Raw genomic sequence first — 22,267 nt, 5'->3', positions numbered from 1 at the left:
GACAATCTGATTCTCTACCAAGGCCCTCACCTACACCGAACCAAGCTCCCCGCCCCGGACTTCACACCCGGCAGCGCCGACTACACTCTGGATTCGGAAGAGCCGTAATACCCAAGCATTAATTAACAATCAATTGGATTTATGGATTTCTCGGGTTCATTAAAGTATTTTCCTATCTAACCTAGGAATCGTTGACCGAAAAGCTAGGATCCTCACAGAAACTAACCAAAAGTATTGTGAAGAATTCTTGAAAATACCGAGAGTTTACTCTCTTGACCCTCTTGGGACGTATCTGATGCCCCGCTTTTACATGCTTCAAGACCAGGAAGACTACCCAAAGGTCTAGTGGCTCCGGGCCAGAGCGACCCGGGGCCACGGCCACACGGCTGCGCCTCGGTCGCCAAGATCGTCTGCTGTGGCTAGATCATGGGCACGTCGTCACTCCGGAGCACTTATGCCACCGATGGGCGAAAGCACCGAAGTATTTTTTTATGACATGAAACCGCGCGTCTCATACCCATTCACACGCACTCACCGTTGCAGAAATCCTCATTTTGATTATGCTGATGGTGCACGTCATTCCATTACTCCCTCGTAATGGTCTTAGCTTTATATTCTTCTTAGACGAAAGGACCGCACAATGTTGACCAACCTTCTTGACATCGTCATTGCTCTCCTGCGCTCACTGGGCCTGTAAGTCTTTTAGCAACTCGTAAAGCTACTGGCTGGAATCAAACTTCGACTTTTGATTCCGGTCAGTAGTTTTTTGCGTTCTGCCCCCAATTGGGCCGTTAAACACAAAACCCCCACAGCCAGGGCTGCAGGGGTTTTGCGGAGAAGAATTTAGCCGTCGGTCTTGACGATGTACACGTCGCACGGAGCGTTGTGGGAAACAGCGTTAGCAACGGATCCCAGTACGCGGGCCAGGCCCTGCATGCGGACGTTTCCAACAACAATCAGCTTTGCATCGAGCTTGGCAGCCTCTTCGAGCAGAACGTCAGCAGGCTTGCCCAGTGCCGAGGAGTACTCGGTCTTGACGCCGCTGATCTTCAGTTCTTCAGCAACACGCTGAGCAACACGCTCGGCCTCGTCGGCAGTGGAAAGGAACCACTCGTCATTGCCGATGGCAACCTTTTCGGTCTTGTCTTCGCCAAAAGCGGTAACGACGCGCAGGACGCTGCCCGTTGCCTTTGCCAGTTCAGCTGCAACACGGGCAGCCTTCATGGACGTTGAGTTGCCGTCGACGCCGACAATGATGATTTCAGCCATTTGTTCATCCTTTATATTCGATCCAAGCACCAACGCCTTGAGCGTCAATGCCACGCTTGTCCCCTACTTTAGCCACATATGGCCCCAATTAGGCCTAAACGTGCGCGAACTTACGCCGCTATTACGTCGATGCCGCTTTTGTTGCGTCCGCAAGGATCTCCAGCACGTGCCGATAGCTCTCCCCTGTGGCGCGGCTCATGCCCAGTTCACAGGTTCGATTACACGATGCATGCTCGACGGCGCCCATCGCCACTACCTCGGCCGCCTGTGCCACGGTGGCCGAGGCCGTCAGTTCCGGATGCAGCATGCCGCGATCCCCGGCAAAGCCGCAGCAGCCCCAGTTGTCGGGGACATTGACAGTCTCCGCAACTGCATGAGCAACCTTCGTCAGGGCCGGGTTGAGTCCCATCCGTGCCGATGAACACGTGGGATGCAAGGCCAGAGAATCGATCTTCTGCCACCCCTGGCCAAGTAGCGGCAAAAGGTGCCCGGCGGTAAATTCCACGGCATCAACGACCCGCAAGGCTCGCTGCCCCGGAGCCAACACTTCACTTTCAACCGTGTGCAGCAACCCTTCCGTGCAACTGGACGCATCGCAGATGATGTCCAGCTCGCCATCTCGGGTGGCCTCACGCAACATCGCGAGCGTCCGCGCATGCATCTGCTCCAGCCCGGCCGTCATCCCCTTCGACGACCACGGCGTGCCGCAACATGTGCCGTCAATACCTTCAGGGACCAGCAGCTCCACCGCCGCTGCGGCGCACAATTGCTCAAAACTGGCCTGCACACCGGAGGAACCGGCGTCGGCTGGCCCAAACATGACGTTGACACAGGCGGGGAAATACACGGCCGCCGTTTCCCCCACAGGTGCGGGACGACGTCGTGAGGTGCCTCCCGCGGGCAGCTCGGAGGAATACAGGGGTAGCGTGTCCTCCCCAAGGAGCTTCCGTCCCAGCCGATTCATGGGAAGCACGACGGCGGATGGCGCCTTAGCGGCCACGCCCAGCGCCAGCCCGGCGCCACGCGTCACAGCACCCCAGTGTTTGGCTGCCGTGTTCCATACGCCATTTTCCACAGTCCCCGCAGCCTCGGCACGCAGACGCTTGACCATGGTGCCTGTATTGATGTCCACGGGGCACGCGGTCTGACACATGCCATCCACGGCGCAGGTATCGACGCCTGAATAGTCATAGTCCGCAGCCAGGGCGTCAGCGAGCTCGTTGTTCCCCGACTGCCGCGCCGCCGCCATATCGCGCAGGGTGACAATGCGTTGGCGCGGGGTGAGCGTCAGGTTCTTGCTGGGACAGACCGGCTCGCAATAACCACATGACACGCAGCGGTCCACCTCTGGGTCAACGGACGGCGGAGCCGCTTTTATATGGCGCAGATGTGCCACAGGATCCTCATCCAGTAAAACCCCTGGGTTGAGCATGCCGGCCGAATCAAAGAGCGCCTTGATCTCGCGCATCACCTCATACAGCTCATCACCGTACTGACGGCGCACAAAGGGCGCCATGACGCGGCCCGTCCCGTGTTCGGCCTTGAGGGAGCCACCCTCGCCGAGCACCACGTCAACCATGTCTTCCGTGAAGGCCGCGTAACGGTCCAGCTCATCCTTGCTGGCGAACTTGTCCGTCAACATGAAGTGAATATTGCCATCCTTGGCGTGCCCAAAAATCACCGAGTTAGCATAACTGTACTTATTAAAGAGTTCGCCCAACGCGACGCAGGTGCGGCCCAGAACGGGTACGGGGACCACCACATCTTCGAGCAGGGCCGTAGTTCCTTGCGGTCGGGCTCCGGCCACCGAGGTGTATAGGCCCTTGCGCAGATGCCACAGCTCGCCACGAATTGTGGCATCTGAACTGAAGTCGGCCGCCTTGTCGAGGCCGAGCGTCCCGGCCAGCCGCACCGCCTTGGTGTTGAGCTCGGCCAATTCCGCTGCCGTGCCGCCTTGATATTCCACGAGCAAGGCGGCATGCGCATCCACCGTGAGATCTCGCACCACACCGGGGACCCGAGTGAGTCCCTGGCCGACCTTCAGCGAGAGCGCATCCATGAGCTCCACCGTGGCGGCGCCGCTGTCCACGAGGGCCGGGAGCGCGGCATTGGCCGCCTCAAGATCCTTGAAAATAAGAAGTCCTGAGGTGGCGTGCGCCAATCGTGGCACCGTCCGGAACACCGCCTCGGCGACGAATCCGAGGGTGCCCTCGCTGCCGATCAGCAGATGTGCCAGGATCTGCACCGGGTCGCTAAAGTCTAGAAGCGAATTCAAGCCGTATCCCATGGTGTTTTTCATGGAGAATTGCTGCTCAATAATGGCTCGGGAGCGCGGGTTACTGCGCACCCTTTCCGCTAGCTCGCCGAGGCCGCGAAAGAGCTCAGGTTCTAGGGTGCGCAGCCGTTCCGCGGCATCAGCAGCGCCGGTATCGATGATCGTGCCGCTGGGTAAAACAACCGTCAGGGATTCCAGCGTTCGGTAGGCGTTGTCCGTGGTGCCGCAGGCCATGCCCGAGGAGTTGTTGGCGATTACCCCGCCAATCGTGCAGGCCGCCTCACTGGCAGGGTCGGGGCCAAACTTTCGGCCAAAGCGAGCCAGCCGCGCATTCAGATCCCGGACGGTAACCCCGGGTTGCACGCGGACCCGGGCTCCGTCGTCGAGCACGGTGATGGTGCGAAAGTTCTTGCGCACATCCACGAGGAGTCCCCCGCTGACGCCCTGGCCACTCAAGCTGGTGCCACCGGAACGCAGGGTGAGCGGGAGCCCTCGTGCTGCGCTGATGCGTAGGAGACTGGCCACCTCCGGTGCGCTGGCGGGAATGGCGACGGCCTGTGGGACGAGGAAAAAATGTGAGGCGTCGTGCGCGTTGGCGTGCCGATCAAGGGCTCCGATTTTGACTTGCTCGGGGTTCGCCAGGGCAGCGGTGACCTCCCGCAACAGCTCCCCAGACAGTGCTTCGTTACCCCGTATTTGGCCCGTGCTCGCCGACATCTTCGCCCCTCGTGATGATTCAATACTTTGCTACGCCCCAGCTCATAGTGGCCGGGCATGTGCCCCATGCTATCGCTGAAGGGAATCGCGCCGTTATGCTGTCCACAGACGAGCACCGACACTAGGAGTTTTATGACCATCTCCACGGCAGACCTCTACGACGAACGCGGACCCGAGCTTGCCTCCGTGTCATTGCAATTTCGAGACTTTGGCGGACACCAGTCTTTTAGCGGCCCCGCGCGAACCGTCCAGTGCCTGCATGACAATGCGCTGGTGAAGAGTTTGCTGGGAACACCTGGGGAGGGCGCAGTCTTGATCGTCGACGGCGGAGGGTCCCTGCGGACAGCGCTGATGGGAGACATGATCGGCGAATCTGCCGTGCACAACGGCTGGGCCGGTGTCATTATCAACGGCGCAGTCCGCGACAGCGTGGCACTCGGCGGCCTCCCACTGGGCGTCAAAGCCCTAGGCACTAATCCGGTCAAGAGCGCCAAGGACGGCGCCGGCAGCGTCGATGGCCCGGTTCAGCTCGGTGAGGTGACGATCCAGCCCGGCGACATGGTTTATGCCGATCCGGATGGCATCTTGATCGCCCCTACGCCTTAAAGTTGGCGGGCCCGCGCAGCTTTTCTAGCTGAAGCTTATTCCCGGCCGTGAGCCGGACGAGCGTTCCGCTGGGTTCGTGAAAGAAAGCTAAAACAGTTTCCGCAATGACGCACTTGGCCTCTGTCACAGGGTCAAAAATGCCATAGGCCACGGTGAAGCTGGCTCCCTTGACGGCACTGATCCAAATCCGGATGACGGCCGGGACATTGCGATAGTTCAGCGGAGCAAGATACCGCACGCGATGTTCCACCACGAGTGCTTGAACATCCGCCTCCAGCTCAGAAAAGATGGGCTGGGCAACCTCAACACCGGGCAAGCCGGTCCCTGCAGGAGGACCAAAGGCATGGATTCGAGCCTCCTCGAGGATTCGGAGGATCTCCACGTTGTTGATGTGTCCATAGGCGTCCATGTCTCCCCAGCGCATGGGGACGTGCAGCGTCAGCGAGGTGCCGCCGTCGGGCATCTTTTGCTCATTTGTCATGAAATTTCCACTCTTTCTGCCGGCATCGCGCTCAAGACCTGCGTCTGGGCCGCATCGAGGTACTCCGTGAGTTCGGCCGCGGCGGCCGCGCCCTGCCCCTCATTCCACAGCGTGAAGATGTGTGCGTTGGCCGTGGCAAACGGTTCGTGGAAGGCGAGATCCCCGGACAGCGCGTGGAACACGAGCCGCATCTCGCTTTGCACATGCGCCATCATCTCATTGAGTCGGGCGCTCTGTGCCAGAGCCACAACACGTGCGTGAAACTCTTGATTTGCGGCGGCCATTCCAGCGACATCGTGGAAGTGTTTCGCCGCCAAGCCACGTTGCACGGCCGCGGCCAGCTCCGGTGCGCCGCCTCCGTGCGGCTGCAGCAACGCCGCGGGTTCTAAGACGCGGCGAATCCGGTACATTTCCCGCACGTCGGCGCACGTCGGTTGCGCAACAAAGACGCCTCGATTGGGGATGCGCGTGATGATGCGCTCAGCATTGAGTAAGGTGAATGCCTCGCGCAGAGTGTTCCGTGAAACGCCCAGCTCCGCGCCAAGCGACGCCTCGGACAGCTTGGCGCCGGGCGCGAGGTCACCGCCCACAATCGCTGCGCGGAGCTTATCCGCCACAGCGCTTCCCGTGTGGGCATGCTTGGCATCAAGCGGTCCCATGGCCGCCCCATTCACGTTTCAGGATGGCGTAGTGCTGGAGGGTAACCCATTCGCCCTTGCACCAATCCGATTCGACAAAGGTTGCCTCACGTCGCATGCCCAGGCGGGCCATGAGAGCAGCGGATTTTTCATTCCGCGCATCGCAAATGCCCTCGACTCGATGCCAGCCAAAATGATTGAAGGCAATATCCAACGCGCCAGAACAGGCGGCAAAGGCCACGCCTTTGCCCTGCACCTCGGGGTTGAAAACAAAACCAATCTCACCGCGACGCCAGTTTTCCGCATCCCATTTCAGGACCACCTCGCCCACAACGCGCCGGGGCTCCCCGTATTCCACGGCGAGATCCAACCAGTGGCCCGGAATTTTCAAGTCCCGCTGTGCCACTCGCGTGGAAAGCACCAGTTCGGTATCGGCGAGTGTGTGCGGCGGGTGTGGCAGATACCGCGCCACCTCTTCCAACGATCGATACGCATTGACGGCGGACACATCCGTCATGGCAACTGGGCGCAGCCGGACGACGTCGGACTCAAAAGGGTAGTCCGGCTGGGTCAGAATGGGGATCTTGGCAACGTCGGAGGGCATGTTCAGATCCTAATGCGCTTTCTCGCGAGCACCAGATTCGGGCTGTATCCCCGATGTACATTCCACGCTATGGCGTCGAGCTGACTTGCGGAAAGCTCGCGGCAAACCATCAGAGTCCTTCGATACCATAGCTGCATGCGTGCTGTCCGACTTTCCCGCCGCCGCGTGGAATTCATCCTTGTTCCCCTTGTTGCGGCCTTTTGTATGGCCTTCATCATCGGCGCCCTCGTGCTTGACCGCGATAGTCGCCCCTGTCCGCCGGCCAACTGGAATAACTATCTTTCGGTCTCTTTGACGGGCAGCCTGCTCAGCACCTCAAACGTCTCAGCTATTACCGCCTGCACAAGTGCAAGCTGCACGCCTGCCTCCCCAACTTTTGCTAAGGGAACCTCGGACAACAGTGAGCTGCTGGTGCACCAGCAAGATGGCACGTGGCTCTTGAAACTCGACGCGCAGCCACCATCCGCCCTGAACTTCAGAGTCTTTGACGCCAGCGGGAAGGTTTTGACCGCGCAGTCAACCGCTTTGAACTGGACTCGGGTGACAGGTGACGAACGCTGTGGCGGACGCATGGCGGACATCGGCTTGCTGCTGAGCGTGCCCTAACCGTGGATCATTACCGGTTCAGGAAATGAATCAAAACCCCTACGCCCCAGGTTCCGGCCGCGAGTGAGGCCAGGCCGAATTCGGCCAGCATTCCCAGTCCGGTGGCCTTCAGTGCCGCAACGGAGGAGGATACGGCGGGACGCCATTCCTTCTGCCGGGCAAGTTCGGACAGAAACAGCCCCACTGCGAAGCCCACCAGCAGACCCACTACGGGAATCACGAAGAAACCCACAACGCCCAACACCAGCCCGATGATCACCGAGCGGCCGGGGATGGAACGCTGCTTCATGGCCCGGCCGGTCAAGACTGCGCTGGACACCATGCCGCCCGCGACGAACAGGATTCCGATGCCAAAGATAATCCAGCCAAGAGGCGAACCCAGCACAAGCGCCCACGTCAGCAAGCTCACCCCAATCAAGATACTGCCCGGGAGCACGGGAATAATGATGCCCGTGACCCCTACCGCAATCGCCAAACCGCAAACAATCGTCCAAATAATCTGTGCATCCATGGTGCCATCGTGCCATTGATTCGAATCCATGGCAGAACGTGTCCGGACGCAATGCCCCGCACCACCACGCCGCGGCCTAGACTTTCTCTGTGACCACTGAGCAGAAACCCAAGCCCCTGGCCGCTCCGGCTCCAGCCCGTTCATCTCGGCTGGCTCATGCCCGGCAGCTTGCCAGGACGCCACTGTCGCTGGCAATGATCGTGGGCGTTTTGGCGTTCCTCGTGTACTCCGTCTTTTCGTGGCTGCAGTGGAAGAGCTTCACCATCCGCTCCTGGGATCTTGGCATTTTCACGCAGCTAGCCAAGGATTACGCACACTTTCAGGCGCCCATCGTGAGCATCAAGGGTCACGGCTATAATCTGCTCGGCGATCATTTCCACCCGCTACTGGTGCTGCTCGGCCCGTTCTACCGCCTGTTCCCCAGCGCCTACACGCTGCTTGTCGTCCAGAATCTGCTGTTGGCCGTTTCCGTTGTGGTCATCGCCCATTTCGCCATCAAGCGGCTGGGCTCCATCACGGGGGCCTGCCTGGGTGCGGCGTATGCGCTGAGTTGGGGACTGCAATCGGCCATCGATTCGCAGTTCCACGAGGTTGCCTTCGCGGTGCCGCTGCTGGCGCTGTCGCTCGTTGCCTTGCTGGATGAGAAATGGCGTTCGGCCTGGATCTGGGCCGCCCTTTTGGTTTTCGTGAAGGAAGACCTCGGGCTCACGGTGTTCATGATCGGCCTCGTCTTCGCCTGGCGGGCGCGCACGGCCTCGGGTTTGTGCCTTGCCTCCTGGGGTGTCCTCTGGTTCATCCTCGCCACCAAGGTCATCCTGCCGGCCATGAATCCTGGCGATCAATGGGCGTACGAAAGTCAGCTCAACATCGGCGCGCTCATGAGTAATCCGGGCTCTCTGTTTCAGGCCGACAAGGTCACCACCATGATTCTGCTGGTGTTCATTACGGCCGGGCTGTGCCTCTTTTCACCGCTGGCGTTGCTCGTCCTGCCCACTCTGGCCTGGCGTTTCCTCTCCGATCTCCCCGTGTACTGGGGTCAGGAATGGCAGTACAGCGCTGTGCTCATGCCCATCGTCTTCTGCGCCGCGATCGATGCTCTCCACCGCCGCAAGGTGCTCAATTCCGAACGCCTCAGGCTCCTGCTCGGGACGACCATCTTGCTGATATCGCTGCTTCTGACGAGCCAATACGCCTTTGGCAAGCTCAACGACATCGATAAGAACTTTGCGCTTACCACCGTCGAATCCTCCAGGAACGCCTTGTCCACGGTGCCCGAGGGCGTCACGGTGGAAACCGATATTTCCCTCATGAGTTACCTCGTGGACCGCACCGAGGTGTACTGGGTTGGCAATAGCAACAACCCTGCGCCGGAGTACGTACTCATGGACGTTTCGGGCCGTACCGACGCGGCACCCAACGTCATCGCCGCGGAGACCATGCAGCGCTTCCCCGGCACCCAGTACGTCACGGTCTTCGCCGATGCCCACTACCAGGTCGCCAAGAAACAGTAGCCCGCACTCACGGCGAGTGCGCAGAAAGTGATGGACGACGGCGGCACTGAGGTGCCGCCGTCGTCCATTGAGTTTTGGAGGTGGTTAGGCAGCCAATGTCGCGGTGCGGGCCGCCGCCAGATCGACAAAGACGGCTCGGTTGAGCTCAAACGATTCGGCCGCGAAATTCAAGATGGCGTCCTTCTGGGCGCGGCTGAAGTCGGTTGTGTCGAGCAGTTCGCGGTAGGCATCCTTGTACGGTTTGGGCTTGGTGATGGCCTCGAAGGAGTAAAAATTTAAACCCTTCTCGGCAATGCCGTAGTGCCGCTGCACCATGCGGGAGATGATCAGGCCGCCGGAGAGATCGCCCATGTACCGCACATAGTGGTGGGCCAGCAGAAACTCGATCGATTCGGCGCCCACGGCGGTCAAGGCCGCGGCATAGGCTGCTGTGGCGGGCACAATCTCGATGGTGCCGTCGGCCAATTGCTCCTCCCAGTTTTCACCGTGGTGGAAGGCCATATCGGCTTCCAAGGCAGCTACGCGGGCCAGTTTCGGATCGATAAAAGCACCCAGCTGCGGGTGATCCGCATGGGCGGCCAGCGCCGTTTCCATGGCCCGGTAAATGACCATGCTTTGATCCAGCAGGCTCACGAGCGCTGCGGCGTCGAGGCTTCCACCCATCAACTCCGCGACAAACGAGGACTCCTCGGCTGCCGCGTGCGCTGCGGCGGTATGCGATTTGAGCTCATCCGACAGGGCCTTAGAGGTCTCAGCAACGACGGGTTCAACGACAACTGTGGACATATTTGACTCCATAATTAGGTAAGCTTTACCTTAGCTAATCAAGTTGCTGACATTGTGTCAATAGTTGGCGACATAGTGTCCATAAAATATTTGCGTCGCGCCTCTAGTCCACGCCTTTGATCTTGACAACGAAGACTGCCCCGAGGAGGCCAATCACTGCGGCCACAACATACAGGGTGACGTAGCCACCTAGGATCGTTACGAGCGGCCAGGCAATGATCGGCGCGATGACCTGAGGCAGAGAATTCGCCACATTGATGACACCCATATCCTTACCGCGGCTTGCCGCAGAGGGGAGCACCTGGGTCAGCAGCGCAAAGTCCACCGCGAGATAAACACCGTAACCAACGCCCAAAATGGCGGCTCCCGCCAGGGCCCCCACCCAGGTCGGGAAGAATGCCAAAACAAGGGCGGCTAGGGCGATGATGGCCGAGGATGCCATGACAAAGGGTTTGCGTTTGCCTACCTTGTCGGTCCAGCGCCCACCGATCACGGCCGTGATCAAGGTGAGGACGGCGTAAATGCCCGTCAGGATCAAGACGCCAAATTCCGGGTTTTCGTAGCCAACAGCATCCGTGAGGAAGAACAGCAGATAGAGCGTGACCAAGTGGTTCCCCACATTGACCAGAAAGCGGGTAATCCAGGCCCAGGCGAAATCGGGGTATCGCTTGGGCGAGATCCAGAAACCCTTGACGAAGTTGAGCCATGTGAACATCGGCCTGTCGTTGACCGACAACACCGGATCATTGGCGAAGAACAAGTACGGCACCATACCCAGTAAGAGCCCCACGGCACAGATGATGAAGCCGAGCGAGAAGTTGCCGGCGACAACGGCGCCAATGGCGGCACCGAGCAAGATACCCACTACGGTTCCCATGGATGACAGGCCACCGATGATCCCTCGTTGTCGCGTGGGTACCTGATCCGGGATGGCCGCCGTGGTGGCTGCGAGCGCGCCATTGCATCCCAATTGCACCAGGCACCACAAGAGGGCCATGGCGGCGACCGATGGTGCGCCAGCCAAGCCGATGAGGCCCAGCGTTCCTAGCAAGGCGCCAATGAATACCCAGGGGACCCTGCGACCGTACCGGGAGACGGTCCTGTCGCTGAACGTGCCAAAAAGCGGATTGGCCACTAGGGAAACGGCAGCACCGGCGCCCGTCACGAGCGCAAGAATGCCTTCCTTGTCCGCTTCGCTAAAGTCTGCGGCCTGCTGCCCCAGCAAGACCTGAATCGGACCGAAGAACGCCGCGTTGATACCTACGTTGACGAGGACAACGGAGGTGGTCCACCGGTGGCGTACATTGGCGGTAGGCTCACTCAGCGCAAGGCTGATTGCTTGGCCCGAGGCAGTGCCACCGCTTTGATTACTACTCACTGTGCCTTACGCCCCCAGTCATTGCGTTTCTTGGCTTACTTTCGCACCAGCTTACGCGCCCCTTGAGACCTCGGCAGGAATAGTTACTGCAGTGCGCGAATTTGCTCTACGATCCGTAATCCGGCGATGGCATCCGCCGGGTCTACGGGGGCGGGCGCGCCGTCAAGGATGGCGGCCGAGAGTAGCTCGTAGAAGCGCGCGAAGTTTCCAGCTTCCGTGGCGACGGGCTTGGTATCCTCGCCACGACCAACACGACCCCAACTGGCTTCGGGATCGATCCCGTACCCGGCCTGTCCCGGCAAGATGCCGTTGCGGATCTGGCTTTCCTGGACGTCGGCATCTTGTTTGACGTAGGCAGCCTCCGAACCCAAGACCCGGAAGCGTGGGGCATTGTGCGCGGCGCAGGCATTCGCCCATAAGTGCGAGGTCACGCCGCTGACGTGCCGCAATGCCACGAAGACATCATCCTCGCTCCGCTCTGTGGCTCGACGGGCAGCCAACTCACCGTAAACATGCTCGACAGGCCCAAAGAGTTGCAGGGCCTGATCGATGAGGTGCGTACCTAGGTCAAAAAGCAGCCCACCTCCTGTCTCGACGGTGGCCTGAGCCTTCCATTCCTTGGTGATCTCGGGCTGCCAACGCTCGAGACGTGATTCGAAGCGGCGCACCTCCCCCAACGCACCTTCGGCCAGAAGTTTTTGCAGGGTGAGATATTCTCCGTCCCACCGACGGTTTTGGTAAACGGTGAGCAGTTGGCCGCGCTCTTTGGCGAGGGCGACGAGTGCCTCCCCTTCGGTACTGCTCAGCGCAAATGGCTTATCAACTACGACGGCGCAGCCTCCTTGAAGTGCCGAGGCGGCGAGCGAACCGTGACTTTCGGGCGGGGTCGCTACGATGACCAAATCAACGTCGCTTCGACTGCCAGACCACTCTGAGCGGCTCATGACCGTGGCATGCGGATGAGCTGCCCGCGCCGCAGCCTGGCGTTCAGGATCGGAGGTGACGATCACGTCAAGAGAAAACTGTTCCAGCAGCTCCAGTGAAGGAGCATGAAAAACACTTCCGGCGAGGCCGTAGCCCAGTAAGGCCGTGCGAATCTTAGGCGTCATGAATCTCAGCCTACCGTCCGCGCTACTATGTTTCCCATGACATTAGATGCCCCCAGAGTCAGCCCTCCCTTGGCTACAACAGAGCAGGAAAAGCTTGCGCGAACCCTCGCCGATAGCAATGACGTGACGGTTTTTGTTGACGGGACGGCCCATCGCCTAGACGACGGCGCACGCGAGGCCGTTCTTGACCTCCTGCACCGTCTCTCACGCGGGGATGCGGTAAGCGTGGCCAGTGTTGCCGAGTTACTCACCACGTCCCAGGCCGCTGAGCTGGCTGGTATCTCGAACACGTTCTTGCGAAACCTGACCGACCGAGGCGAAATTGCCGTCCAGTACCGGGGATCGCACCGACGCATTCGCAGCCAGGACATCATGGCCTGGGTCTCCGCCCAAAAACTGGCAACTCCCGTCGCGGAATCCTAAGAAGCACTCCACTTTTCCTTAACACTTAGGACTCTCCATGCTCGAAGCCGCAGCAATCTTTCTGGCGGGCTTCTGGGCTGGAATGATCAACGTTGTGGTGGGCTCCGGCACCCTTGTCACCTTTCCCACGCTGCTACTTTTCGGCTATCCACCCCTGACCGCCAATATTTCCAACAATATTGGTCTCGTGGCCGGCGGCCTATCCGGAACGTGGGGTTACCGCAAGGAGTTGGCACCCAATAAGGTCATGCTTAAGCGGCTCTTGCCAGCGTCATTGGCCGGTGGCCTAGCAGGTGCCATCCTGTTGCTCATATTGCCGTCGTCCGCCTTCAAAACCATTGTGCCGGTGTTGATCATCATCGGGCTTTTGATGGTGGCTTTTGGCCCAATGGTGCAACGAAAGCTAACTCGACGCGGCACAACTGGCCCCACGCACAGCACAGCTGCTTTGCTCGCGGGGATCTTTGTCTTGGGCATGTATGGCGGCTATTTTGGTGCCGCTCAAGGCATCTTGATCGTGGGCCTGATGGGCATTATGACGCAGGTGGCATTGCAGCAAATCAACGCTGTGAAGAATGTTTTGACCACCGCCGTCAATGGCGTCGCTGCCATCACCTTCATGCTTGTTGCCTGGCAATATATTGATTGGCGGGTCACGGCGTTGATCGCCGCCGGATCCCTGTTGGGTGGACTCATCGGCGCACGCTTCGGCAGATTACTGCCCCCAGTTGCCTTGCGCGCCACCATCATTGCCGTCGGCGCGGCAGCGCTGGTCAAGATGCTATTTTTCTCCTGAGGTAGCCCGCCCATATTCTGCACAAGCAAAGCGTTGGCTGACGGAACGATTGACCGCGCTTCTGAACTAGAGTCGCCGCGCATTACCAGCACAGGCTCTGCGCGGACCCTAGGAGCGATGCAGCAAGCGCCCAAAAATCAAAGGAATCACTTCCCATGAGGGTAGCTGCCAAAGCGCGTCAGAAGCGAAAAATCCATTCTTGAAAACATTTGGTGCCTATTTGGCAACAATAGATATATCCTGAGACCGTGAACACTCCAGCATCCGACGCCACTGTCGCCGTCGATCATCTGCCCAAAGACGTCCCCGCCGCCAATGCAACCGCGCATCGACATGAGGCCTTGCTCTCCGCCCGCGCCGCTAATATCAAGCAGTCTGCGGTGCGAGATGTTTTCGAGATCTCCATGAAGCCGGGGCTTGTCTCCCTCGCTGGCGGTAACCCATATTTACAGTCACTGCCACTGGCGCGACTAGCAGCCACGGCGGCCGCCATCATCGCTGAGAAGGGCCTAGAAGCGCTCCAATACGGCGGCGGGCAGGGCACCCTAGAACTGCGAACGCAGATTTGCGAGGTCATGGCGGCAGAAGGCATCCTCGACGCCGATCCCGACAATGTTGTCATCACGGCCGGTTCACAATCGGCCCAGGACGTTGCCGCGAAGGTCTTCTGCGATCCCGGCGATGTGATCTTGCTCGAGGACCCCACATATGTCGGCGCCCTCAACACCTTCGAGGCCTATCAGGTAGACGTTCAGCCGGTCGTCGTGGATGAGCACGGCATCGTGCCGTCACTGTTGCGGGAGCGCATCGCGGCCCTGCAAGCCGAGGGCAAGCGCATCAAATTGCTGTACACGATCCCCAATTTCAACAACCCCTCGGGGGCGTTGCTGGCGCCTGAGCGGCGGCAGGAAGTTGTTGACATATGCCGTGAGGCGAATATCTTGGTGCTAGAGGACAACCCCTATGGGCTGTTGAAGTTCGACGGCGTCCTGCCGGAGCCCCTGCGCGCGGCAAACCCGGAAGATGTGCTGTATTTGGGCTCATTCTCTAAGATCTTCGCCCCCGGATTGCGCATTGGTTGGGCGCTCGTTCCGGCGCATCTGAAGCAGCGTTACTACCTGGCCAGTGAGGCTGTCACGCTGTGCCCGCCCACGTTCAACCAGCTTCTCGTGAGCACTTACTTGCGCGACTACGACTGGCACGGACAGATCGATAGCTACCGTGCCATCTACGCCGAGCGTTGCGCGGCCCTGTTGGCGGCCTTGGATGAATTCATGCCCGACGGCGTGAGCTGGAGCCGTCCCGAAGGTGGCTTCTTTGTGTGGCTGACATTGCCCGAGGGTATCGACAGCTACCCGCTCCTCCACCAGGGCATCGACGCAGGTGTGGTGTTTGTTCCGGGCGCAGCCTTCTCCCCCACTACCGGGCCGAGTAATAAGTTGCGCCTAGCGTTCAGTGCAGTCCCGCCCGAAACACTGCGGGAAGGCGTCAAGCGGCTCGCACCGGTTCTAGCGGAGGCTATTGCAAGCCACCGCTAGAACCTGATCGGCGGAGCTAGTCCAGAAGAAGCGCGGGCTCTTCCAGGATGGCGGCCACATCGGCCATGAAACGGGCAGACAGATCGCCATCCACCACGCGATGATCGAAGGAACCGCCCAGGGTGGTGATCCAGCGCGGGATAACTTCACCATCGAGCACCCACGGCTTTTGCTTGATCGTGCCGAAGGCGACGATCGCGACCTCGCCCGGGTTGATGATGGGCGTACCCGTATCGATGCCGAGGGCGCCGATATTGGTCACCGTCAAGGAACCGCCCTGCATATCGGCCGGCTGCGTCTTGCCCGCGCGAGCCGTCGTGGCGAGGGAGTTCAGCGCAATGGCCAATTCCTTAAGCGACAGGTTTTGCGCGTCCTTGATGTTCGGCACCATGAGCCCGCGCGGCGTGGCCGCGGCAATGCCAAGGTTCATGAAGTGCTTGATGATGATCTCATCGCCGGTCCAGGTGGCGTTGACAGATGGGTTGCGCGCGGCCGCCCAAATGACAGCCTTGGCCAGAATCAATAACGGGGAGACCTTGATGCCCTCAAAGTCGCGCGACGCCTTCAGACGCTTCACAAATTCCATGGTGCGTGAGGCGTCGACGTCAACGAAAATGCTCACGTGCGGGGCCGAGAAGGCGCTTTCGACCATGGCCTTGGCGGTCGCCTTGCGTACACCCTTGACCTTGATCCGTTCGATGCGCGGATCGTCGGCCAGACCGCTACCCGTGGCAGGAGCCCAGAAGCTGCCGGCACCATCTTGTTCGGCCGTACGCTGATCTTGGTAACTCAACAGGTCCTTCTTGGTGACCTCGCCGCGCAAACCAGTGGCTGAGACCTCGTTGAGGTCGATACCCAAGTCCTTGGCGGCCTTGCGCACGGGAGGCTTGGCCAGCACGCGGCTGGACTTTGGCGCAGCCTGTGCCTGAGTCGGAAGGTTCGACGCCGGAACCTGGGCAGGTGCCTGAGGTGCGGCAACTGCCGCAACGGTAGGCGCAGGGGCGAGCGCCGCGGAAGCCGCAGCTACCCGCGGGCGGCGCTTGACGGCGTCGGCCTTAGGGCCAGAACCAACCAGCGGCTTCATAACGTCAGCCTCGGGAGCGACCGGCGCTTCGGGCACCACAGGAGCCGGCGTCGTTTCGGGCGCAGCCAGCTCAGAGCCGATGGCAATGATGGGTGTTCCCACGTCTACCGTGTCGCCCTCGGCCACCATCAGCTGGGCCACCATGCCGGCATAAGGCGAGGGCAGCTCAACGATGGACTTAGCTGTTTCAATTTCCACGATGATGTCATTGATCGCGACGGTGTCGCCCAGCTTGACCTTCCACGAGACGATCTCGGCCTCGGTCAGGCCTTCGCCAACATCGGGCAGGTTGAAATATGAAAGCTTCGACATGGTGCTGGCCTTCCTAGTATGCGAAGGCGCGGTCCAACGCCTCCAGCATGCGGTCAATGTCCGGGAGGTAGTGCTCTTCAACGCGTGCCACGGGGTACGGCATATGGAAGCCGCCCACGCGGATGGCCGGGGCCTCGAGTGAGTAGAAGCAGCGTTCGCTGATGCGTGAGGCGATTTCGCCGCCGATGCCACCAAAGGTCGGTGCCTCGTGAGTGACGATGAGGCGACCGGTCTTATTCACGGAGGCTTCTACCGTGTCAAAGTCGATGGGTGAAATGGAGCGCAGGTCGATGACCTCAACGCTGCGGCCCTCTTCTGCTGCGGCATTGGCTGCGGCTAGGGCCACGGGAACCAGCGGGCCGTAGCTGACGATGGTTGCGTCGCTGCCTTCGCGCACCACATGAGCTTTGAAAGGGTCGCCGGGAGAATTCTCGGTGTCTACCTCGCCCTTGAGCCAGTAACGGCGCTTGGGTTCGAAGACAATGACCGGATCCTTGCACGCTACGGCCTGCTGGATCATCCAGTAAGCATCGTTGGCGTTGGAGGGGCTGATGATGCGCAGGCCTGCCGTGTGGGCAAACAGCGCCTCGGGCGATTCCGAGTGGTGCTCGATGGATCCGATGCCGCCACCATATGGAATACGAATCACCACAGGGGCGCTCAACTGCCCGTCCGTGCGCGTGCGAATCTTGGCCAGCTGGGTTGTGATCTGGTTGAACGCCGGGAACACAAAGCCGTCGAACTGGATCTCGCAGATGGGGCGGTGTCCGCGCAGGGCCATGCCAATGGCGGTGCCGATGATGCCGGACTCGGCCAGCGGGGTGTCCATGACCCGGTGGGCGCCGAATTCCTTCTTCAGGCCTTCGGTGACACGGTAAACACCGCCCAGGGATCCAATGTCTTCACCCATGAGGAAGCTCTTGGGATCATTGCTCAGTGTCGCGCGCAGGCCTTCCGTGATGGCCTTTGCAATGGTCATCGTGCTCATGCGGCACCGCCTTCGGTCTCTGCGTTCTGGGCATCGACGAAGGATGCCTCGTACTTTTCAAACCATGCCAGCTCTTCGGCTACGAGCGGGTGGGCCTCAGCGTAGACGGTGGCGAACTTTTGACGAATATCAGCTCCACCCAAGGCCAGCGTGGCCTTGCGGACATGGGCAGCCAGCTCGTCGCCGTCGTTCTTCACCTGGGTAAAGAACTCGTCGTCGGCCAGATTCTCGGCGCGCAGGTAGGCCTCCAAACGCTGCAGCGGGTCCCGTGTCTTCCACAGTTCCTCTTCGGCGTTTTCGCGATACTTGGTGGGGTCATCGGCCGTGGTGTGCGCGCCGACGCGGTAGGTTGAGGCTTCGATTAGCACGGGGCCGTGTCCTTCACGGGCGTGGTCAAGCGCCCACTTAGAGACGGCGTAAACAGCCAGAACATCGTTACCATCTACGCGAATACCTGGGATACCGTAGCCACCCGCGCGGTTGACCAGGGGCACCTTCGACTGAACTTCAAAAGGTACCGAGATGGCCCAGTTGTTGTTCTGGCAGAAGAAGACCACGGGCGCGTTGTATGAGGCGGCGAAGACCATCGATTCATGCACATCGCCTTCGCTGCTGGAACCATCACCGAAGTACGCCACGACGGCGGCCGGCTCGGTTGCGGGGTCAGCAGCAAGATCGCGCTGAATGCCCATGGCATAACCCACGGCGTGGAGGGTCTGAGCAGCCAAGACCAGGGTGTACAGGTGGAAGTTGCTCTCGCGCGGATCCCACCCACCGTTGGAGACGCCGCGGAAAAGCTTCAGCAGGTCTGCAAGGTCGAGGCCACGTGTCAGCGCAACGCCGTGTTCGCGGTAGGTGGGGAAGGCATAATCAGCGGAGTTCATGGCGCGACCGGAGCCGATCTGGGCCGCTTCCTGGCCCACAACCGGCACCCAGAGCGCCAACTCGCCCTGTCGCTGCAGCGCGGTCGCCTCGGCGTCAAAGCGGCGCACGATGGCCATGTCACGGTAGAAGCCACGGATGGTTTCCGGGCTCAGCGCCGCTATGTAAGGGCTGAAGGTCGCGTCGTGGAGAGCATGTCCCTGCTCATCCAGAAGCTGGACGGCTTCATCGGATCCCACCGCATTGGCGCGCAACACTCCGGCGGACTCTCCGGCCTGCGGACGCGTTGCTGCGTTCAAGCCCGTGTTGACGGAACTCGTGCTTGCTGAAGCTGCCTCGTGTGAATCACTGGCAGCTTGTTGGGCGGCGCCCATGCTGTCTCCTCGTCTGCCGAATCCCAGATGCGTCATGCGCCCTGTCCCGACTCGTTGGTGCCGATATATGCCGCTTCGGGAATGCATTCCTGCTGGCGCATATATATACGTTTTCGATTTACAACTGTATCCGTACCCGTAGGCAAATCATGCCTTTGTTAATCGCTAGGAACGTTGCGGCTCTTTTGTATAGGACGCACAGATTTCCAGAAGTCTAGTGTTCGCGGCGACCTCGCCGATAGATACGCGGACACCTTCGTCGCCAAATGCCCGAACAGAGAGCGCATGATCGAGCGCCACGGCCGCAAAGTCTTGACTATTAGCACCCAAGGCCAGCCAGATGAAGTTTCCCTGAGCCTCAGGGATCTCCCAGCCGAGCTGCTGCAGGCCAGTCACCACCCGGGTTCGTTCATCAACAAGGCTTTGTACTCTTTCTACAACCTGGTTGTAGTGAGCCAGCGACGCGACGGCGGCTTGTTCGGCGATGCCCGAGACGGCAAATGGTGTAGCTGCCGCGCGCAGGTACTGCGTGATTTCCGGCTGCGAAATGGAGTAGCCAACGCGCAGGCCGGCGAGTCCATGCGCCTTTGAGAATGTGCGCAACACCATGACGTTGGCGTATTTGCGGTACATTTCCACGCCGTCAACTACGGCGTCGGCCCGCACAAATTCCAGGTAGGCCTCGTCGATCACAATGACCACGTGGGCGGGGATCTTGCGGATGAAGTCCTCGGTTTCCTGCGAGCGCAGGGCCGGGCCGGTGGGGTTATTGGGTGTGCACAGCAGGATCACTTTAGTGCGATCGGTGACGGCAGCGGCCATAGCATCGAGGTCGTGACCGCCATCGGCGCGGAGCGGGACCTGAACACTCGCGGCGCCAGCAAGTCCGACGCAGATTGGGTAGGCCTCGAAGGAACGCCATGCATAGATGACCTCGTCGGGCACCCCGTCGTCGTTCTGACCCGAGAATGCGGCAAGGATCTGGTTGAGGGCGCCGAGGCTTCCGGCGCCTGCGACCACGTCATCGGCGGGAAGATCCAAGAATTGAGCCAGAGCGTTCCGCAGAAGCGTGCAGCTGGTATCGGGGTAGCGGTGAACATCGGCCGCTGCGCGCAGTACCTCCATGACGGCGGGGACCGGCCCCAAGGGGTTCTCATTGGACGACAGCTTAAAACTCTCAAGACCCGGCACTTCCACCGGCGGTTTTCCCGCGGAGTATTTTGGCAGACGGCCCACTACGGGTCGAGGCTGCACACCGGTAAGTCCTGTGCTGTTTGTCTCGGTCATGTCTCTAGCTTATGGCAGCGCCAGTTCACAGCTTTTCTAAGCCCGAAATGTGGAACTATGGAGCCATGGGAAGAATCATTATTCGAGTTGTCATCAACGCCCTTGCCTTGTGGGTTGCCAGTTGGATCCTGCCGGGCATGCAGATCGCCTCAACGACCTTTGTTGGAAACGATGTTGCGGGAGCCAGCGGTAGCGCCAATGCCATTAACACTGTTTTGGCCTACCTCTTCATTGGCCTGCTCTTTGGCATCGTCAACGCGCTGGTCAAGCCGGTCGTGAAACTCTTGTCGCTCCCCGTGACGATTTTGACGCTGGGATTGTTCACAATCGTCATCAATGCCGCCATGCTGTGGCTGACCGCCTGGATCACCACCTTCACGCCGGTGTCGCTGAGCATCGATGATTTTTTCTGGACGGCAATCCTCGCCGCGTTGATCATTAGCTGCGTGTCCATGGTGGCCGGTGGAGTGAGCTCCTCGGATTCGCGCCGCTAACGGCGCGTCCGGTTCTTTTTCTTCGCTTCGCTCGGTGCTGACTTTCCCTTCCCCGGGTCTGCACCATCGCGTCCTTGATACACCCACTTGCTGCCAGCAATGGCGCCACCGGCGGCTCCGACGCCTAGAATCGTCCGCAATTTCTCTGCCGAGGCCACAACAGCGGGATCTCCGCTTTGATCCAGCAGCACGGCATCGTCTATGTAGTTGTCCAGGGAATGCGCCTGAGCAAGCACGTCGACGAGACCCGCAGCGTCTCCGCTGGGCGGCCGATGCGAGGTGGCCGTCACCCAGTTCGGCGCTGGCATTGGCGGGCCAAAATCTAGCGCGGTCACCACGTCGTTATCGTTCTCGAGGGCCACCACAGAAACTCCCTCCCCAACGCCCGCATTTCTTGCTGGCGCTCCGGCAATCACAATCATCTGCACGTTCACCTCCGCCAGAAAATCCGGATCAGCCGCAGCCGCCGCGGCATGAATACCGCCCCCGCTGTGCCCCGTTAGAACAACGTCTTCTCCCGGCAGGGCTCCGGATGCGGTAAGCGACTCCTTGATCAGTTCCTGCACGAGCACCCCTTGCTGCGTGAATTTTTCATGGTTGGCCGCCGTCATCGCTTCCATATTGCCCTCCATATCGAAGGGGTTGGAGCTATCAAAGGTGCCCCAGTCTTCGGTCCCGGGAAGATGCACGACCCAGGCGCGATCGCCGTCGGGCTTATCGACTCGCACCACCCCGATTGACCCCGGCGGATAGCTATAGGCGTCGTTACTGCCACCGAGCATGGCCGCAAAACTGCTCCCTTCACTCCACGGCACCCCTGCTGCCGAGACGGCGTGTCCCGGCGGGTAGAACTTTCCCGAGCGAAGGTGCCATTCCTGTTCTGGGACCTGCCGCACCGTCAGCGCTCCGGGTTTCGCTATCCCCAACCCATCCACCACTTTCCGCAGCCCAAAGGCCGGTAGCGTGCCTGCGGCAGGAGCATTCTTGTTCTCTAGCTGTGAGATCAGATAGGCGAAGGTCACGCTGGGGCCCAATGCCCCCGCAACATAGGCGCCGCTTTGGTTCAGCATCGTCTCTAGGGAATCCCGCAGCCCCCGATCTTGCTCAGTTGTCTGCAGTCCGCGGATATCAAGGGCAATCTTCACAGCTGACAACGGCCCCCACCTCCATGCATCCATCCCCTGACCCAACGCAGCGCTGCGCCGTGCGTTAGCTACGGAGTTGGCCGTGTTTGCCTCGGACGCCGCATAGTTCACCCCCGCCTGCCCAGCATTCGCGGCCAACCGCACCATGGTTTCGTGCAGACTCGACGACTGAAACCAGGCGTCCCGCATCGCCTCAAGACTGGCGTACGGGTAGGCGCCAGCACCTCCGGCGGCATTTCCTAACCACGTCCATTCCGCACACAATTGCCGCTCCAAGGGTTCGAGCAGGTGGACGATCCGACGCATCTCAACGGCGAGCGCGGAAATCTCGGCGAAGGTGCCACTGATGGATCCGGCACCACCCGAATAACTCAATACCGTCCCATCACCTAACTTTTGTGCCATCAGGCATCGCCCCTTTCCCTACTACTCACGGAGCCCACTCAGCCAAAG

At 60.2% G+C, this 22,267-nt stretch carries 21 protein-coding genes; 7 read left to right on the top strand and 14 right to left on the bottom strand.

All coding sequences use genetic code 11. The features are described 5' to 3' along the window. Positions 1 to 843: 843 nt before the first annotated feature. Together CVS30_RS14395 and CVS30_RS14390 are read right to left on the bottom strand one after the other, a co-directional pair. Positions 844 to 1,269: a universal stress protein gene (locus tag CVS30_RS14395; RefSeq protein ID WP_110486114.1), complete on the bottom strand. Its 426-nt coding sequence runs from the start codon at positions 1,267 to 1,269 to the stop codon at positions 844 to 846. A 121-nt stretch (positions 1,270 to 1,390) separates the two neighbouring features. Then, entirely contained in the window at positions 1,391 to 4,261 is a 2,871-nt protein-coding gene (locus CVS30_RS14390) for an FAD-binding and (Fe-S)-binding domain-containing protein (protein WP_110486112.1), read from the bottom strand. Between the two features lie 132 nt (positions 4,262 to 4,393). On the opposite strand from CVS30_RS14390, the gene rraA reads away from it, so the two are divergent. Continuing rightward, the gene (gene rraA, locus CVS30_RS14385) at positions 4,394 to 4,867 is read left to right on the top strand and encodes a ribonuclease E activity regulator RraA (RefSeq protein WP_110486110.1); all 474 of its coding nucleotides are present in this window, start codon (positions 4,394 to 4,396) and stop codon (positions 4,865 to 4,867) included. On the opposite strand, the gene CVS30_RS14380 is transcribed toward rraA, so the two are convergent. From CVS30_RS14380 to CVS30_RS14370, 3 genes are read right to left on the bottom strand one after another with little or no spacing between them, the layout of a single operon-like run. Then, positions 4,857 to 5,348, bottom strand: a complete 492-nt coding sequence (locus tag CVS30_RS14380) for an acyl-CoA thioesterase (RefSeq protein WP_245934620.1) — start codon at positions 5,346 to 5,348, stop codon at positions 4,857 to 4,859. The genes rraA and CVS30_RS14380 overlap by 11 nt on opposite strands. Continuing rightward, positions 5,345 to 6,007 (bottom strand): GntR family transcriptional regulator, encoded by a 663-nt coding sequence (locus CVS30_RS14375; protein ID WP_110486108.1) that lies wholly within the window; start codon positions 6,005 to 6,007, stop codon positions 5,345 to 5,347. Before CVS30_RS14375 ends, CVS30_RS14380 begins: the two co-directional genes overlap by 4 nt. Next, positions 5,994 to 6,590, bottom strand: coding sequence for a GNAT family N-acetyltransferase (locus tag CVS30_RS14370; protein WP_110486106.1), 597 nt, complete (start codon positions 6,588 to 6,590; stop codon positions 5,994 to 5,996). The genes CVS30_RS14375 and CVS30_RS14370 overlap by 14 nt, the downstream gene beginning before the upstream one ends. Before the next feature lie 135 nt (positions 6,591 to 6,725). Between CVS30_RS14370 and CVS30_RS14365 the strand changes: the two genes are divergently transcribed. After that, on the top strand, positions 6,726 to 7,196 hold the full coding sequence (locus CVS30_RS14365; RefSeq protein ID WP_146233405.1) for a hypothetical protein: 471 nt from the start codon (positions 6,726 to 6,728) through the stop codon (positions 7,194 to 7,196). 10 nt (positions 7,197 to 7,206) lie between these two features. Here the strand turns inward: CVS30_RS14365 and CVS30_RS14360 are convergent, their stop codons facing one another. Further along, a complete protein-coding gene (locus CVS30_RS14360) occupies positions 7,207 to 7,707 on the bottom strand; it encodes a DUF456 domain-containing protein (protein ID WP_110486130.1) in 501 nt (166 codons plus the stop codon). A gap of 89 nt (positions 7,708 to 7,796) precedes the next feature. On the opposite strand from CVS30_RS14360, the gene CVS30_RS14355 reads away from it, so the two are divergent. Next, positions 7,797 to 9,218, top strand: coding sequence for a DUF2079 domain-containing protein (locus CVS30_RS14355; protein WP_146233404.1), 1,422 nt, complete (start codon positions 7,797 to 7,799; stop codon positions 9,216 to 9,218). 84 nt (positions 9,219 to 9,302) lie between these two features. Here CVS30_RS14355 and CVS30_RS14350 read toward each other — a convergent pair whose 3' ends face one another. The 3 genes from CVS30_RS14350 to CVS30_RS14340 form a co-directional block, all read right to left on the bottom strand. After that, positions 9,303 to 10,004: a biliverdin-producing heme oxygenase gene (locus CVS30_RS14350; RefSeq protein WP_181419815.1), complete on the bottom strand. Its 702-nt coding sequence runs from the start codon at positions 10,002 to 10,004 to the stop codon at positions 9,303 to 9,305. A gap of 103 nt (positions 10,005 to 10,107) precedes the next feature. Beyond that, positions 10,108 to 11,382 carry an MFS transporter gene (locus CVS30_RS14345; RefSeq protein WP_110486098.1) on the bottom strand — a complete coding sequence of 425 codons (1,275 nt, stop codon included), beginning with the start codon at positions 11,380 to 11,382 and terminating at the stop codon, positions 10,108 to 10,110. An 83-nt stretch (positions 11,383 to 11,465) separates the two neighbouring features. After that, the gene (locus CVS30_RS14340) at positions 11,466 to 12,491 is read right to left on the bottom strand and encodes a Gfo/Idh/MocA family protein (RefSeq protein ID WP_110486096.1); all 1,026 of its coding nucleotides are present in this window, start codon (positions 12,489 to 12,491) and stop codon (positions 11,466 to 11,468) included. A gap of 36 nt (positions 12,492 to 12,527) precedes the next feature. Here CVS30_RS14340 and CVS30_RS14335 point away from each other — a divergent pair, with 36 nt between their 5' ends. The 3 genes from CVS30_RS14335 to CVS30_RS14325 all read left to right on the top strand — a co-directional run bounded on the left by CVS30_RS14335 (position 12,528) and on the right by CVS30_RS14325 (position 15,248). Next, the gene (locus tag CVS30_RS14335; RefSeq protein ID WP_110486128.1) at positions 12,528 to 12,914 is read left to right on the top strand and encodes a helix-turn-helix domain-containing protein; all 387 of its coding nucleotides are present in this window, start codon (positions 12,528 to 12,530) and stop codon (positions 12,912 to 12,914) included. A 37-nt stretch (positions 12,915 to 12,951) separates the two neighbouring features. After that, the gene (locus CVS30_RS14330) at positions 12,952 to 13,710 is read left to right on the top strand and encodes a sulfite exporter TauE/SafE family protein (protein ID WP_110486094.1); all 759 of its coding nucleotides are present in this window, start codon (positions 12,952 to 12,954) and stop codon (positions 13,708 to 13,710) included. A 290-nt stretch (positions 13,711 to 14,000) separates the two neighbouring features. Beyond that, positions 14,001 to 15,248 (top strand): aminotransferase-like domain-containing protein, encoded by a 1,248-nt coding sequence (locus CVS30_RS14325; protein ID WP_245934622.1) that lies wholly within the window; start codon positions 14,001 to 14,003, stop codon positions 15,246 to 15,248. Between the two features lie 16 nt (positions 15,249 to 15,264). On the opposite strand, the gene CVS30_RS14320 is transcribed toward CVS30_RS14325, so the two are convergent. The 4 genes from CVS30_RS14320 to CVS30_RS14305 all read right to left on the bottom strand — a co-directional run bounded on the left by CVS30_RS14320 (position 15,265) and on the right by CVS30_RS14305 (position 20,175). Further along, on the bottom strand, positions 15,265 to 16,644 hold the full coding sequence (locus CVS30_RS14320) for a dihydrolipoamide acetyltransferase family protein (RefSeq protein WP_110486092.1): 1,380 nt from the start codon (positions 16,642 to 16,644) through the stop codon (positions 15,265 to 15,267). Positions 16,645 to 16,657: 13 nt separating this feature from the next. Further along, a complete protein-coding gene (locus CVS30_RS14315; RefSeq protein WP_110486090.1) occupies positions 16,658 to 17,632 on the bottom strand; it encodes an alpha-ketoacid dehydrogenase subunit beta in 975 nt (324 codons plus the stop codon). Continuing rightward, on the bottom strand, positions 17,629 to 18,888 hold the full coding sequence (pdhA, locus tag CVS30_RS14310; protein ID WP_110486088.1) for a pyruvate dehydrogenase (acetyl-transferring) E1 component subunit alpha: 1,260 nt from the start codon (positions 18,886 to 18,888) through the stop codon (positions 17,629 to 17,631). Before pdhA ends, CVS30_RS14315 begins: the two co-directional genes overlap by 4 nt. Before the next feature lie 165 nt (positions 18,889 to 19,053). Then, positions 19,054 to 20,175: a histidinol-phosphate transaminase gene (locus tag CVS30_RS14305; RefSeq protein ID WP_110486086.1), complete on the bottom strand. Its 1,122-nt coding sequence runs from the start codon at positions 20,173 to 20,175 to the stop codon at positions 19,054 to 19,056. A gap of 65 nt (positions 20,176 to 20,240) precedes the next feature. Between CVS30_RS14305 and CVS30_RS14300 the strand changes: the two genes are divergently transcribed. Then, positions 20,241 to 20,669: a phage holin family protein gene (locus CVS30_RS14300; RefSeq protein WP_110486084.1), complete on the top strand. Its 429-nt coding sequence runs from the start codon at positions 20,241 to 20,243 to the stop codon at positions 20,667 to 20,669. On the opposite strand, the gene CVS30_RS14295 is transcribed toward CVS30_RS14300, so the two are convergent. After that, positions 20,666 to 22,219: a PGAP1-like alpha/beta domain-containing protein gene (locus CVS30_RS14295; RefSeq protein WP_110486082.1), complete on the bottom strand. Its 1,554-nt coding sequence runs from the start codon at positions 22,217 to 22,219 to the stop codon at positions 20,666 to 20,668. The two genes, CVS30_RS14300 and CVS30_RS14295, sit on opposite strands and share 4 nt — an antisense overlap. Positions 22,220 to 22,267 lie beyond the last annotated feature (48 nt).

The sequence above is a fragment of the Arthrobacter psychrolactophilus genome, assembly GCF_003219795.1.
Classification (GTDB): domain Bacteria; phylum Actinomycetota; class Actinomycetes; order Actinomycetales; family Micrococcaceae; genus Specibacter; species Specibacter psychrolactophilus.
This window is presented reverse-complemented; position numbering and strand designations above follow the sequence as displayed.

What these genes read in the sequence shown, in the direction of transcription:
- CVS30_RS14395 (WP_110486114.1), bottom strand. Translation starts at nt 1,269, where the DNA reads ATGGCTGAAATCATCATTGTCGGCGTCGACGGCAACTCAACGTCCATG.
- CVS30_RS14390 (WP_110486112.1), bottom strand. Translation starts at nt 4,261, where the DNA reads ATGTCGGCGAGCACGGGCCAAATACGGGGTAACGAAGCACTGTCTGGG.
- rraA (WP_110486110.1), top strand. Translation starts at nt 4,394, where the DNA reads ATGACCATCTCCACGGCAGACCTCTACGACGAACGCGGACCCGAGCTT.
- CVS30_RS14380 (WP_245934620.1), bottom strand. Translation starts at nt 5,348, where the DNA reads ATGACAAATGAGCAAAAGATGCCCGACGGCGGCACCTCGCTGACGCTG.
- CVS30_RS14375 (WP_110486108.1), bottom strand. Translation starts at nt 6,007, where the DNA reads ATGGGACCGCTTGATGCCAAGCATGCCCACACGGGAAGCGCTGTGGCG.
- CVS30_RS14370 (WP_110486106.1), bottom strand. Translation starts at nt 6,590, where the DNA reads ATGCCCTCCGACGTTGCCAAGATCCCCATTCTGACCCAGCCGGACTAC.
- CVS30_RS14365 (WP_146233405.1), top strand. Translation starts at nt 6,726, where the DNA reads ATGCGTGCTGTCCGACTTTCCCGCCGCCGCGTGGAATTCATCCTTGTT.
- CVS30_RS14360 (WP_110486130.1), bottom strand. Translation starts at nt 7,707, where the DNA reads ATGGATGCACAGATTATTTGGACGATTGTTTGCGGTTTGGCGATTGCG.
- CVS30_RS14350 (WP_181419815.1), bottom strand. Translation starts at nt 10,004, where the DNA reads ATGTCCACAGTTGTCGTTGAACCCGTCGTTGCTGAGACCTCTAAGGCC.
- CVS30_RS14340 (WP_110486096.1), bottom strand. Translation starts at nt 12,491, where the DNA reads ATGACGCCTAAGATTCGCACGGCCTTACTGGGCTACGGCCTCGCCGGA.
- CVS30_RS14335 (WP_110486128.1), top strand. Translation starts at nt 12,528, where the DNA reads ATGACATTAGATGCCCCCAGAGTCAGCCCTCCCTTGGCTACAACAGAG.
- CVS30_RS14330 (WP_110486094.1), top strand. Translation starts at nt 12,952, where the DNA reads ATGCTCGAAGCCGCAGCAATCTTTCTGGCGGGCTTCTGGGCTGGAATG.
- CVS30_RS14320 (WP_110486092.1), bottom strand. Translation starts at nt 16,644, where the DNA reads ATGTCGAAGCTTTCATATTTCAACCTGCCCGATGTTGGCGAAGGCCTG.
- CVS30_RS14315 (WP_110486090.1), bottom strand. Translation starts at nt 17,632, where the DNA reads ATGAGCACGATGACCATTGCAAAGGCCATCACGGAAGGCCTGCGCGCG.
- pdhA (WP_110486088.1), bottom strand. Translation starts at nt 18,888, where the DNA reads ATGGGCGCCGCCCAACAAGCTGCCAGTGATTCACACGAGGCAGCTTCA.
- CVS30_RS14305 (WP_110486086.1), bottom strand. Translation starts at nt 20,175, where the DNA reads ATGACCGAGACAAACAGCACAGGACTTACCGGTGTGCAGCCTCGACCC.
- CVS30_RS14300 (WP_110486084.1), top strand. Translation starts at nt 20,241, where the DNA reads ATGGGAAGAATCATTATTCGAGTTGTCATCAACGCCCTTGCCTTGTGG.
- CVS30_RS14295 (WP_110486082.1), bottom strand. Translation starts at nt 22,219, where the DNA reads ATGGCACAAAAGTTAGGTGATGGGACGGTATTGAGTTATTCGGGTGGT.